A 12,252-nucleotide genomic window follows, 5' to 3' on the forward strand; every position below is an offset into this window, starting at 1 on the left:
CGATCGATTGACTCCAACTCGAACACCACATGCTCGGACAAGACATCGGCGGCAGTGCGGGGTAGCGTCATTACAGGCTCCGGTTCGGGACGAGGACCCAAATCCCGGGTCCCTCAACCGCTCACAGCAGCGGTCACACATTCTGGTGGCATCAGCATGCCACCGATTACGTCCCAGCCGGAGCCCCCAACTCAGCAGCCCACCGCTGGCACGCTTCCACAGGTTGGGGCGCAGCCCCGGTAGTTATAACCACGTTAGATGTTTTCCATCGGACGTCTGCTGCATGTGCGCCTGTCCAAAACTGCATTCATATCGCCATTTCTTCTGCGCGGGCGGCGCTCAACCGGCATTGGATATCTGCCAACCGATGTACTTGACGGTGGTGTACTCGAGCAGCCCTTCGCGGCCGACCTCACGGCCCACGCCGGACTGCTTGTAGCCGCCGAATGGCGCCTCGTTTCCTGAGGCGGTCGCGTTAACGCGGATCTGCCCTGCGCGGATCTGAGCCGCCAGACGCAGTCCGAGCGCGGTGTCTGCGGTCCACACCGCACCGACAAGACCGTAGGGTGAGTCGTTGGCCAGTCGGACCCCCTCAGCGGGGTCTCCACTGTAACGAATGACGACAATGACCGGACCGAAGATTTCCTCGCAAGCAACCGCCATGTCGTTGGTGACGTCCGTCAAAACCGTTGGTTCGAAATAGAATCCGCCCGCAGGCACGTTCACCGGCCGTCCGCCGCCGCACGCAATCCGGGCCCCGGCCGCGACCGCTTCACGCACCGTGGCCTCGATCCGATCTCGGGCAGCCGCGGAGATGACCGGCCCCATCGAGGTCATCGGATCATCGGCCGGTCCCACCCGCACGCCTTGCAACGCGTTGATCAGGCCGGCAACGACCGTGTCATGCAGTTCGTCGGGAACCAGGACGCGGGTCAACAGTCCGCATCCCTGGCCGGCCAGTGTCACGAAGCGCAGGACGGCAGCAACCAGCGACGGCACGTCGGCGTCCGGCAACGCCAGTAGCGCAGACTTGCCGCCCAGTTCGAGCAGCGTGTGCTTGAGCGCAGCGCCGGCCGCCTGAGCAATGGCACGACCGACCGTCGATGATCCGGTGAAGGCCACCATGTCGACACGCGGATCTGCCACCATCGCCTGTCCGACGTCGGCTCCTCCGGTAATCACATTCAGCACGCCCGGTGGAACCCCCGCCTCGGCGGCGAGCTCACCGAACAACAGCGCGCAGCTCGGCGCCTCGGGAGCGGGTTTGAGCACTATCGTGTTGCCGGTCACCAGTGCAGGTGCGACTTTCCACAAGTTGAGCAGATGCGGCGCATTCCACGGGGTGATCGCGGCGACGACGCCCCAGGGTTCGCGCACCACTCGCTGTCCGGTGACCGGCGGCCCGGGCAGTTCGGGCAGGGCATAGCCGAGCTCGGTGCATCCCTTGGACACCATGTCGCGGTAGTGGTCCATGGGCCGCACCACCTGTCCCGGGCCGGCGACCCGCCGACACGTCCCGACCTCGGTCTCCACGAAATGGGCAAAGTCGGCGGTGTGCGCCTCGACCAGATCGCCGAGCCGCGTGAGGATCTCGCCCCGTTGATCAGGCGGCAAGGCGGCCCACTCCCCATCGTCGAAGGCGCGCCGCGCTGCGGTGATCGCGGCGTCCACCTCGGCGAGGCCGCCGAGCGGCAGCGTGCGTGCCAGCTCTCCGTTTGACGGGTTGATGACATCGACGGTCGAGTCGACGTCACCGACGAGCTCACCGTCGATGAGCAGGTGTGTGCCGAGTGAGCTGAGTGACTTCATTGGGACGCAGCCGGGGTGAAGGTCACCGGCATGGCCTTGGCTCCGCGCATCATCAATGGGCCGTGCGGCTGATAGAAGTAGGCATCGGCAAGAGCGACGTCAGGCAGACGGTCCAGCAGCACTTCCAGAACGATGGTGGCTTCCAGCCGCGCCAGCGAGGAGCCGATGCAGAAGTGCTCACCGAACCCGAACGTCTGATGGGTGCGATTACGGTTGGCGGGCCGGTCCATGTCCCACTCATCGGGGCGCTCGACGACCTGGGGGTCGCGGTTAGCATGTCCGACCGCATTGCACACAAACGTTCCTGCAGGAATCGTCGTACCGGCCATTTCGACGTCGGTTGCGGTTACGCGGGGCAACCAATACAGCGGCGGATCGCAGCGCAACGTCTCCTCGATCACGTTGGGTATCAGCGCGCGATCGGTCCGCAGCCGCTCCCAGCGGGACCGGTCGGAGAGCAGGTAGTGCAGCATCGAGCCGATCAGATTCGCCGTGGTGTCGGTGCCGGCGAGAATGAGCATACGGACTAGCGCGACGAGTTCCTCAGTGCTAAGCCGATCCTCGCCATCGTGCACCTGGATCAATTGGCTGAGCAGATCTTCGCCCGGCGTCATGCGGCGCTGGTCGATGATGCTCAGTACGTACTCGCGTAGGTCGGGGTCGGAATCGGCATATCCACTGGAGTTGGGGCCAGCGGCGGTGATGGCGTCGTCGGCCCATTTTACGAACCGCGACCGGTCCCCCTCGGGAATCCCGATCAATTCAGCGATCACCATGGCTGGCAGCAGAAAGGCGAATTCAGCGCACAGGTCGGCAGTACCGCGCCCGATGAACCGGTCGATCAGCCCATGCGCGATGGCGTAGGTGGGGTTCTCGACATTCTTGACGGCCCGCGGCGTAAAGGCTTTCACCACGAGTTTGCGCATCCGCGTGTGCTCGTCACCGTCGAGATGCACCAGGCTGGGCTGCGTGCCCGGCTTCGGCGGGCGCAGTTCGTTGCGGAAGGACGCCGAATCTTTGAACACCGCAGCGACATTGGCAGCTCCGGTGACGACGAAGGCTCCCCCTCTTGCGGGGAACACTGGACAACGCGACGCGGCCTCTTTCAGCGGCGTGTAGGGGTCAACCACCGGGGTGAAGGGGTCGAATGGTTGTGCTGCGTCGATGTTCGACTCAGACATGGTATTACCTCTCGCTGTCGGACGGCCGTCTTGGAATGCCGATGGCGTCGCGTGAATCCGTTGGATGCCAGGTCATTACGACTACGCCACGGTGATCGCCGACTCGGGGCAGGCCTCAGCGCCCTCGATGGCGTGGCGCAACAAGTCGCCCTCGACCTCCGGCTCGATGAGCACGCAGAAGCCTTCGTCGTCGGGTTCATAGACCTGTGGGGCGCGCGCTAGCATTGGCCGTGGCCCATGCACACCTCAGGGTCGACGACCACCCTCATGATGTAGCCTCGGCCACTGCGGGGGCGCCGACGCGGACGCGCAGATCGGCTTGAGTCGCCGGGTTGAGTCCGCGGCCGGTGATCAGATCGACTGCGCGGTCTACCATATCGGCGTTTGTGGCAGTAGGGAAAGCCCACGGGCAATCGCCGATGCCAACGCGAATGCCCAGGCCTCGGTCGAGCGCACGCTCCCAGAGCGCTTGGGATCGCTCGGCCGAGCTCATTGCGTAGGGCACGACCACGGTTTCGTGATCAATGCCGGCAGGAATGCGCGAGATGAGGAAGTCGATAACATCCGGGTCGGGGTCGTTGTTGGACACCCAGCGATCGGAGAAGAACAGCTTGATGTTCAGCGGCTGGCGCAAGATGCCGATGCGGGCGGCAAGCACCACCCAACGCATGTCGGCGGCATTGAACACAGCGATGTTGGGGACCAGCCCCAGCTCGGCGAACCGATCCAGCTCCGGCGGATAGGGCGGCCGTGAATTGTTCGGATCGTCGGGGCCGAAACTGACCACCCCGAAACGGTTTTCCTCTTCCAGCCACAGCACGCGCTTGACGTGTTGGACCGGGTCGAACGGCGTGAGCAGCAGCCGGGTACCGGCCGGCGGGCGCTCCGCCAGCGCCCAGATGTGGTCGAGGCTGCCGACGTAGCTGGGATAGGCCAGGGGGTCAACCTCTCGAGCCGCCGTCGCCATGATGGTGCGACAGACCTCATCGTCGGTCCAGGCTTGCCGGCCGTCATCGTAGCGCGCGTGGAAGTGCACCACAGTCGCGCCGTGCTGGATGCACTCCACTAAATTGCGAGCCGTCTCCTCGGCGCCATAGGGCACGTTTGGGTTGTCATCCTTGCTGACCACCTCGTTGACGCCGACCTCGAGGTAGACCTTGCCGTCATCGCGAAAACTCATCGCGCTCCTCCCGGGATGATGCCAGCCGTTCGATGTGGTGAATCTCGTTGTAGGTCCGTAACTTCCACTGACCGTCGGCTTCAATAGTGATGCGTGTGATCGAGCCGTAGTGCGGTTCGGTCAGCCCCAGGCGGACATCACCGACGGCTTTTTCCACGCAAGCCCCGATCACTCCGCCGTGGCAAAAGATCGCGGCGACGCCGGGCGGACTTGCGGCGGCAACGCGACTGACTGCGGTGCTTGCCCTGTGTCGAAACTCGGCCACAGCACTTTTCATGTCCGGTTCGGCCATGAGCTGTCGCCACCAGTCCAACCGTGGATCAGCCTCGGCGATCATGTCCTCGATCGGAATGTAGAAATCGGCGCCGCTGTCGAATTCGGCCAGGTCATGATGGACGTCTACGGCGAGTCCGAGCATCTCGGCGGTAGGTGTGGCGGTCTGCCGAGCCCGCTGCAACCCGCTGCTGGCGACCGTACGAACCGGCAGCAGCACCATCGCGTCTGCGACTGCTCGCGCCTGCGCGAACCCGTCCTCAGTGAGTCCGGGGTCTGGCTTGACCACACCCTCGACCCGGTTCGGCAGCCCGTGGCGGATCAGCACCACTTCCACGACCGCGCTCATCGGCGCACCAAGAGAGCCGCGCATGCCGTGGGTCCCCCACCCACTCCAACCGCCACGGTGTCGGGCCGGCCCGCTTGGCGATCGCCACCCTGGTCGCGCAGCTGCACACAGGCCTCGTAGAGCAGTCCGCAGCCGTGCAGCCGCCCTGCCGACAGCTGCCCGCCGCCGGTGTTCAACGGCAGCGTGCCGTCCAACGCGATGCGTTTGCCGTAGTCGAGAAACGGACCGGACTCACCCTTGCCGCAGAAACGCAATGCCTCCAGCCACAGCAACGGAAGGAAGGAGAATCCGTCGTACAGCTGTACTTGGTCGACATCGTCAGGGCCCAGGTCGCTGCGTTCCCACAAGTGAGCTGCGGCGTCGCACGCGGCCATTTCGGTCATATCGGCCCACTGATCCCACAATGGTCGGTGCCTTATGGCCCACCCGATGGACTCGATGCCGATGGCGGGGTGAGGTCCGTCGTCGGCGCTATCGACGTGAGAGACCACAAACGCCACCGACCCGTCACAGGGCACGTCACAGTCCAACATGCCGAACGGCGTGGTGATCATCCGCGCAGCGAAGTACTCGTCGAGGGTCAGGGGTGTTCGGTACACCGCGTTGGGATTGCCTCCGGCGTTGCGCCGGTTGTTGACCGCGACGGTACCGAAATGCTCACGGGTGGTGCCGAATTCATGCATGTGTCGCTGGGCGTAGAGCGCAATCCAGTTCGCCGGTGAGTGCGCGTCAAACGGCACGAGCCACCGCCGGAAGCCCGAGACCGCCACATCGGCCGCACCGGCCAGGGCCCCCGCCCGCCCCGCAGCGCCCTGCGCGGAAGCTTCACCGACGGTCCGATATACCAGCACGTGGCGCGCCAGCCCGGTGGCGACCGCCAGGCAGGCCGAGAAGAACCCCCCGAGCTGGCCCCCTTCGGGCCCGCCGTACTTCCAATTGGTTTGCAGCCCAAGGGCAGCATGCACCTCGTCTGCTCCCGGACCCGCCAGTCCCGGAGTGTCGAATCCCCCACCGGGAAACGTTGCAAGTCCATCTATCTCATCACGCGGCAGGCCGGCGTCGGCGAGTGCGGCCAGGCATGCATCAACGGTCAACGCCATCTCGCTGACCGGCAGCCTGCGGCCCACTTGAGAAGAGCCGAAGCCCCGGATCACGGCATGGCGTTCGGGGCGCATCATCGCCCGACCTCCCCCGCCGCGGTAAACAACGGGGCGAACAACCCCTCGCCCAACGGTGCGAAGACAACCCGCACCCGCAGGCCTACCCGGACATCAGCCACCTCGGCGTCGACAAGTCGGCTGACAAAACGCAACCCGGGCTGCTCATCGAGCTCGACGACGATCACGGCGTACGGGTCGCGCAGATGCGGCAGCCACGGCTGGTGGTTGATCGTGAAGGAGTACACCGTGCCCTCACCGCTGACTGGCTCGAAGGCCACGTTGCGGGAAAGGCACCGAAAGCACACGGGATTCGGCGGGTGCTGCCACCGCCGGCAGCTCCGGCAGCGCTGCATCCGCAGCCGGCCGTCGGCACCTGACCGCCAGAATTCCTCTTCGTCGCGGGTGGGCGCGGGCCGCAGCAGCGGCCCGACCCGTGCGCGCACCTCCGCCTGCTTGTCGATGGTCACCGCCCGATGATCCGTCCCGTCTTCTCCCACGCGCTGATCGCCGGCGGGAAAAACTCGTTGTAGGAGTGATACACCGCCGGGGTCCGGGTTTCTCCGGCGCGGCGCAGATAGCCCTCCGAAGAGCGGTAGAAGTCATGGCCCGATGCCTGGTCGGGTAGCTCTCCGTCCTCGACGGCCGACCATTCCCAGTCCACGCCGTCGACTTCGTAGTACATGTGTTCAGGGAACGTGTTGGGTTTGTATTTGATGTCACGTGCGCTGACGGTGGAAGTCACGTGCAGGACGTCGCCGTCTCCGTCGACGATCATGGCGAAGTTGAAACCGTCGGCGCCGTAGCAGATGTGACCCATCTCGATTGAGCCATCGGAAAACTCGGTGCCGAACGGTGTCCATGCGAGTTCGACGCCCTTGAAGAAGTCGCTGTTACGCCACGTCACCCCGGGCGCAAGGTAGCAGTGGTCGAGCCATAAGAAGCCCTCCGCGGACTTGCCGTAGGCCGTACCCGAAATCCGGTGCTGCAGTGAGGTGTAGAAGAGCGGTGTCGGTCCGCTGGGAACATATACCTGCATTCCAGGTCCGATTCGCCGCCCGCTGAACTGCAGTTCCTCGCCTTCGTGATAGCGCAATTCAGTTTCGGTGCGCACCATCTCGAACGGCTGGCCGGTGGCATAGCCGGGCTCGGCAGGCTTGCTCGCAATGCGGTACTCGTGATCGGAAGCCGTAGTCACGACCGGCCCACGGAAGAATTCGCGCCCTTCGGGCATCGTCACTTTGCGGAGCGCGGCGTCACGGGACTCGTTGCAGGTGAAGTGCAGTGAGCCTTCTAAGCCCAAGACGGTGCGATAGGCGAAGTGCAGTTTGCCTTCGCCGTCACGGAAATTCAGGTAGAACCACGTGCACGACAGCGAGAGGCCGAAGTATGTCCGGGTCGGATCGGAGTCGGTCGCAGTGGGTTGGAATGTTCCGACGAGTGTCCGGTGGCCGAAATCGCTTTTGCTTGCCACGGTTTTGGTCCTCCCTAGGCCACGGACGGTGCTTCGTTGATAATGCGTACCGTGCCGGCGGAGCCGTCCACCTCGACCCATTGGCCGTCTTTAAGGCACTGAGTTGCGGTCACGGTGTTCACCACCGCGGGCACCCCGAACTCGCGAGCCACAATTGCCGCATGCGACATCATGCCGCCGATGTTGGTGACTACTGCGGCAGCGCAGCCGAAGAAGGGAGTCCACCCGGTGTCGGTGACATTGGCGACCAGAACCTCCCCGGGCTCGAAGTCATCGTCGGCCTCCGCCATGATGCGCACTCTGCCTCGAGCCAAGCCCGGCGAGACGGCAAGCCCGCTGATGACTTGATTACCATCAACGGCAATCTCGGCGGGTGGGCTCCACGGTTGACGGAAGTGGATCGGGAAGTCCAGTGCTGCCAGCCGCTTCCGTTCGGCCCGCCGTCTGGCTACTCGGTCCTTGGAATCGGCGGGCGGATAGTAGGTTTCGTCCACCGACAGATAGTGCACGTCATCAGCCGACTCCAGCGTCCCGCGCGCTGCCAGGCGCCGCCCCCATTCTCGCAGAACGAGTCGGAGCTCATAGGTGATGCGCATGCACACGTCGCGCCCGCGTTCCCGTCGCTCGATGGCGGCGACGGCGAGGCGAACCAATGCCCGACCCACCGGGGTCTGTACTGAAACCGCAGGGGCGGCATGGCCGGTGCGGATGCTGCCCATTACCGAGCGCAGCAGCATTTCCGGGGCATCGGCGTAGACGAGGTTGCTCAATTCTGTCTCGCCCGGCCCGCGATGACCGCAGTCGGCCACCAGCCGGTCGAACTTGGCAGCGAACGCCGGTGCATCGCTGCGTAGTTTGTCCAGCACCACCTCGCGAGGGCTGTCTTCGATCAATCGACGCAGACCGTCATCCATCGCGACGATGTCGGCGAGCTCGCGCACCCCGGCCAACAGGGCAGCGCTGCGCAGATTCTGTGTCCCGGTGCGCACATTCATCGCGACGTCCTCCCCGTAGCGCTGCGAGATGAGGTTCATCGGGAGACTGACCACGAACGTGTTCATGCAGTTGATGTCCCACGCCCGCACCACCATGTCGGTGATTAGCTCGATGCGGGCCAGCAGTTTGTGGTCGGTGAGGGCTCGCAAGTCTGGCCGGTCGGTGACCAACCGCTCCGCTCGCCGTTCCATGTCGGACACCTCGTGCCCGAGACCGGCGATCTGGGGGCCGCCCTTCAATGCTGTCCGGGCACTGGCGAGTACGTCAGCGGCCGACATCCGGGGGGGCCGGTATCCGTCGGGCAGGGGGGCACCGTTCATCTGATGCTCGAAGCTCTCGGGTGTCTGGCCCGGAATGGCTTTCACTAGTTCCTTCATCACCGTCATGTTGTTGTAGAACCGGTGCCCGATCGTACCGACTTGTTTGGTACTGACCATCCTCGTCAGCTCGGGGTCCAACGGAAAAAGATGGTCGAGCAAGTTCGCCGCACTGAACGTGATGCGGGTCGCCAGGCCGAGCGAGAACGGTGTCATCGGGCCCGGGAACGCCTCGGACAGGTTCGCCGCGCTCCACTCTGGCAACGCCGGATCACCGGTGATGTTGTCGAACTCACCGGTGTACTCCGGCGGGACGATCCGCACCGCGCTGCCGTCAGGTCCCGACGTGTCGCGCGGGTAGACGACGGGCTCGGCCAAGCGGATTGGCTTGCGTACCGAGCGCGTGCCCACCGTCCATTTGCTTGATGACCAGTCGGTCATGTCGGCAACGGCATCGGCCGAGCTGTAGGCACACGTGAAGCGGAACTCCTCACGCAGCTTTCGCGTGTCTCCCAGCGGATAGTGCATGAACAGCTCGATGAGGTCGGGCACCGACTCGAAGTTGTTCACCTTGCCGATAAGGCCGGCCAGCAGTCGCGAGAACCGCTTGCCGGAGTTCAGTGCGGGCCTACCCACGATGTGGGCGATCTCGCTGAAGGTCAGGGCGTCATCGGCATTGAGGTTGACCGTTCCGGTCGGCCCGCCCAACGCCGCCTGCGCGCAGAAACGGCCAACGTCATCGACGTGGATCAGCTGCATCCGCACATCGCGACCGGGAGTGACGACCACCGGTTGGCGGAAGATGCTGGCCGGCGCGCTCCAGGCGGATCGCCCAACGATCACGGTGGGACGCACGTTGACCGCCTCAACCCCCGACTCGACGATCATTTTCTCCGCACGCACCTTGTTGCGCTCGTAGTGGAACGAGGCCGCGGGCCGCGGTGTCTCGTCTTCGGCGAACGGCTGTGGATGATCTGGGTGGCCGCCATATACGGTGATCGAGGAGGCGAACACGATCCTGCGGCAGTCGTGATCAGCCATGGCCCGCAGCAGGTTGGTCGTTCCGCCGATGTCGATCCCTTCAGCGACCTCCGCACTCTGCATCGCCGATACGGTCCAAGCGAAATGCGCTACCGCGTCGCAGCCCGCGACGGCACGGGTGACTCCGTCTGCGTCCTGGATGTCCGCGGCCACGTACGTTACGCCGCGGACGGGTACCGCAGGTTTGCGGCGCGCCAAAACAACCACGTCGACGCCCATTCGCCGCAGCCACTTGACCGTCGCTGCGCCGGCCGCGCCAGTGCCTCCGGTAACCAGAACTCGTCCCGACATCTCACCTTCACCCTTGGGGCCGACCGGCTAACTATAACCTGGTTATATTATTACTGATGTGGCGTAGCACACAAATAGCTGTCGTCACAGCAGCCCGGATTGCTCACACACACGCCGGCAATGATGCGCGTCGACGAATAGCTGTGCGGTCAGGCCCGAGGTTGCCGCCCCAACGACGTTTTCCTCGGTGTCGTCGAAGTACAGCACCCGCGCCGGATGACAGCCCATACGCTCGGCGGTCAGCTTGAAAATCGCAGGAGTCGGTTTGCGCAGCCCTATTTCGGAGGAGTCCACGATGGCCGCAAAGCTTTCCAGGGGGAGCACGCCGCTGGTCCACCAGGACCTGGCCTCCTTAGCGTTGTTGGTGAGCACGCCGACCTTCACACCACCCCGGGCCAGATCCTGAACTAACGCAATCATTTCAGGGCGCATCTGCTGACCGGCGGCCAAGCAGTCGGCGAGCCGATGGATGTCGACCCGCACTCCCACCCGCGCCTGCACATCGCAACATGCGAACTTGAGGTAGTCGCGCAGCGAGCGGTCACCGGTTTCCACTTCGGCGAACTCTGGCCCGCGTAACTGACCGACGAAAGTATCCGACGGGACGCCTAACTCGGTGGCGTAGTCCCTGATTGCTTCATACGGGTCGACGGTCAGAACACCGCCCATGTCGAAGACCACCGCGTCGATTTGCCGGCCACTGGCGGAGTCGGCGCGCGTCACGGGCCGGTCTGCGCATCGGCCTGACCGCGCTGGATGCGTTCGGCAGCCCGGACCAGCTGCTGCAGCCGTAGGCATTCGGCAGCCAGAACGGCGGCGTCTACGGCACCGATAGCCGGCGAATCATCTTCGGCCAGCGCCTCTTCCGCCTGGCGGATGCGTCGACGCGAGGCGTTGATCTCCGCGCCGAGTCGTTGCGACGCTTCCACGAGGGTCAACAGGTCTTCATCGTCCCAGTCCGACACGCCCAGCATGGCGTCCGGGCGATTGGGTTCTACCGGACCGCCGCTCATTTCTCCGCTCGGGGGAAGTTGAACACCCGCCGGGCGTTGAGTTCGACGATCTTGTGCACGTCTTCGTCGGGAATCTTCATGAACACTTCTTCGGCGACCTTGCGGCTGTTGGGCCAGTTCGAGTCCGAGTGCGGATAGTCGCACTCCCACAAGATGTTGTCCAAGCCGACCTCGTCACGGGCTGCAAGTCCATGATGGTCCTCGATGAAGCAGGAGTAGACGTGCTCAAAGTACAACTCGGACGGCCGGCGTTCCTGGTTGACGTTCTGGTAGAAGCGATGCCGTTCCCAGACGTAGTCCGCACGCTCGAGCATGTAGGGAACCCAGCCGATGCCGCCTTCGGAGAGCGCCACCTTCAACTGCGGATGCCGATGAAACACCGGCGAGAACAGTAAATCGGTTAGCGCGGACATCGAGTTGCACCCGAACAGCGTGATGCTCACCGCCATCGGACAATCTGGCGATGGCTTGGGCGAGATTCCCGACGTGCCGAAGTGCATCGACAACGGCAGATCGAACTCCTCGGCGACAGTGAACAGCGGGTCCCAGTGATCGGTGTGCAACGACTGTAGCCCCAGCGGTGACGGGTTTTCCGGGAACGCGATGGTCTTCGCGCCCTTGGCGAATGTCCGATGCACCTCGTCCACCGCGAGCTCGACATCCCACAACGGCAGGATCACCAGCGGGATGTATCGGTGCGGCGCGGCGGCGCACCACTCATCGAGCATGAAGTCGTTGTATGCCTTCACACATGCCAGCGCATGATCTCGGTCCTCGCCCTCCAGAAACACCGTGCCGGCGAACCGGGGAAACGACGGAAAACACAGTGCAGCCTCCACGCCGTCGAGATCCATGTCGGCAAGCCGCTGCACGGGGTCGTAGCACCCGGGCAGCATCTCGTCGAACCGCGAGGGGTCGATGCCGTACTCTTCCGGCTTTTTTCCCGCCACTGCATTGAGGCCGATCTGCGGATACGTCTTGCCCTGGTACTCCCACACCTGGCTGGGCGGCCCCCCCTTGGCACGCGGGACCTCCACGATGCGTGGCCCTAACTCCTGGTACTCGGCGGGTAGCCGGTCGGCCCAAATGCGCGGATGCTCGATGAGATGGTCATCGACGGAGACCAACTGCATGTAGTCCTGCAGCGGCATGCTCGCCTCCTAATAGTTAA

12 protein-coding genes are annotated in these 12,252 nt (G+C 64.3%); all 12 read right to left on the bottom strand.

Annotation, left to right across the window (positions count from 1 at the left end; all coding sequences use genetic code 11):
- Positions 1-339: 339 nt before the first annotated feature.
- The 12 genes from EET03_RS28635 to EET03_RS28685 all read right to left on the bottom strand — a co-directional run bounded on the left by EET03_RS28635 (position 340) and on the right by EET03_RS28685 (position 12,232).
- The gene (locus EET03_RS28635) at positions 340-1,809 is read right to left on the bottom strand and encodes an aldehyde dehydrogenase family protein (RefSeq protein ID WP_075543057.1); all 1,470 of its coding nucleotides are present in this window, start codon (positions 1,807-1,809) and stop codon (positions 340-342) included.
- A complete protein-coding gene (locus EET03_RS28640) occupies positions 1,806-2,990 on the bottom strand; it encodes a cytochrome P450 (RefSeq protein ID WP_099194508.1) in 1,185 nt (394 codons plus the stop codon). Before EET03_RS28640 ends, EET03_RS28635 begins: the two co-directional genes overlap by 4 nt.
- A gap of 81 nt (positions 2,991-3,071) precedes the next feature.
- Positions 3,072-3,215, bottom strand: coding sequence for a ferredoxin (locus EET03_RS32175; RefSeq protein ID WP_244232586.1), 144 nt, complete (start codon positions 3,213-3,215; stop codon positions 3,072-3,074).
- 40 nt (positions 3,216-3,255) lie between these two features.
- A complete protein-coding gene (locus EET03_RS28645; RefSeq protein ID WP_244232587.1) occupies positions 3,256-4,254 on the bottom strand; it encodes a 3-keto-5-aminohexanoate cleavage protein in 999 nt (332 codons plus the stop codon).
- Entirely contained in the window at positions 4,154-4,792 is a 639-nt protein-coding gene (locus EET03_RS28650; protein ID WP_075543054.1) for a histidine phosphatase family protein, read from the bottom strand. Before EET03_RS28650 ends, EET03_RS28645 begins: the two co-directional genes overlap by 101 nt.
- Positions 4,789-5,970, bottom strand: coding sequence for a thiolase family protein (locus EET03_RS28655; protein WP_075543053.1), 1,182 nt, complete (start codon positions 5,968-5,970; stop codon positions 4,789-4,791). The genes EET03_RS28650 and EET03_RS28655 overlap by 4 nt, the downstream gene beginning before the upstream one ends.
- Positions 5,967-6,419, bottom strand: a complete 453-nt coding sequence (locus tag EET03_RS28660) for a Zn-ribbon domain-containing OB-fold protein (RefSeq protein WP_208649157.1) — start codon at positions 6,417-6,419, stop codon at positions 5,967-5,969. Before EET03_RS28660 ends, EET03_RS28655 begins: the two co-directional genes overlap by 4 nt.
- The gene (locus EET03_RS28665; protein WP_075543052.1) at positions 6,416-7,423 is read right to left on the bottom strand and encodes a hypothetical protein; all 1,008 of its coding nucleotides are present in this window, start codon (positions 7,421-7,423) and stop codon (positions 6,416-6,418) included. The genes EET03_RS28660 and EET03_RS28665 overlap by 4 nt, the downstream gene beginning before the upstream one ends.
- 14 nt (positions 7,424-7,437) lie before the next feature.
- Positions 7,438-10,068, bottom strand: a complete 2,631-nt coding sequence (locus tag EET03_RS28670) for an NAD-dependent epimerase/dehydratase family protein (RefSeq protein WP_075543051.1) — start codon at positions 10,066-10,068, stop codon at positions 7,438-7,440.
- An 84-nt stretch (positions 10,069-10,152) separates the two neighbouring features.
- Positions 10,153-10,791: an HAD family hydrolase gene (locus EET03_RS28675; protein ID WP_075543050.1), complete on the bottom strand. Its 639-nt coding sequence runs from the start codon at positions 10,789-10,791 to the stop codon at positions 10,153-10,155.
- The gene (locus EET03_RS28680) at positions 10,788-11,081 is read right to left on the bottom strand and encodes a hypothetical protein (protein WP_075543049.1); all 294 of its coding nucleotides are present in this window, start codon (positions 11,079-11,081) and stop codon (positions 10,788-10,790) included. Before EET03_RS28680 ends, EET03_RS28675 begins: the two co-directional genes overlap by 4 nt.
- Positions 11,078-12,232, bottom strand: coding sequence for an amidohydrolase family protein (locus EET03_RS28685; RefSeq protein ID WP_075543048.1), 1,155 nt, complete (start codon positions 12,230-12,232; stop codon positions 11,078-11,080). The genes EET03_RS28680 and EET03_RS28685 overlap by 4 nt, the downstream gene beginning before the upstream one ends.
- Positions 12,233-12,252: the final 20 nt, after the last annotated feature.

The sequence above is a fragment of the Mycobacterium innocens genome, assembly GCF_900566055.1.
Taxonomy (GTDB): domain Bacteria; phylum Actinomycetota; class Actinomycetes; order Mycobacteriales; family Mycobacteriaceae; genus Mycobacterium; species Mycobacterium innocens.

Coding starts and splice junctions, on each gene's coding strand:
- EET03_RS28670 (WP_075543051.1), bottom strand. CDS start 10,068: ATGTCGGGACGAGTTCTGGTTACCGGAGGCACTGGCGCGGCCGGCGCA.
- EET03_RS28650 (WP_075543054.1), bottom strand. CDS start 4,792: ATGAGCGCGGTCGTGGAAGTGGTGCTGATCCGCCACGGGCTGCCGAAC.
- EET03_RS28685 (WP_075543048.1), bottom strand. CDS start 12,232: ATGCCGCTGCAGGACTACATGCAGTTGGTCTCCGTCGATGACCATCTC.
- EET03_RS32175 (WP_244232586.1), bottom strand. CDS start 3,215: ATGCTAGCGCGCGCCCCACAGGTCTATGAACCCGACGACGAAGGCTTC.
- EET03_RS28635 (WP_075543057.1), bottom strand. CDS start 1,809: ATGAAGTCACTCAGCTCACTCGGCACACACCTGCTCATCGACGGTGAG.
- EET03_RS28655 (WP_075543053.1), bottom strand. CDS start 5,970: ATGATGCGCCCCGAACGCCATGCCGTGATCCGGGGCTTCGGCTCTTCT.
- EET03_RS28680 (WP_075543049.1), bottom strand. CDS start 11,081: ATGAGCGGCGGTCCGGTAGAACCCAATCGCCCGGACGCCATGCTGGGC.
- EET03_RS28640 (WP_099194508.1), bottom strand. CDS start 2,990: ATGTCTGAGTCGAACATCGACGCAGCACAACCATTCGACCCCTTCACC.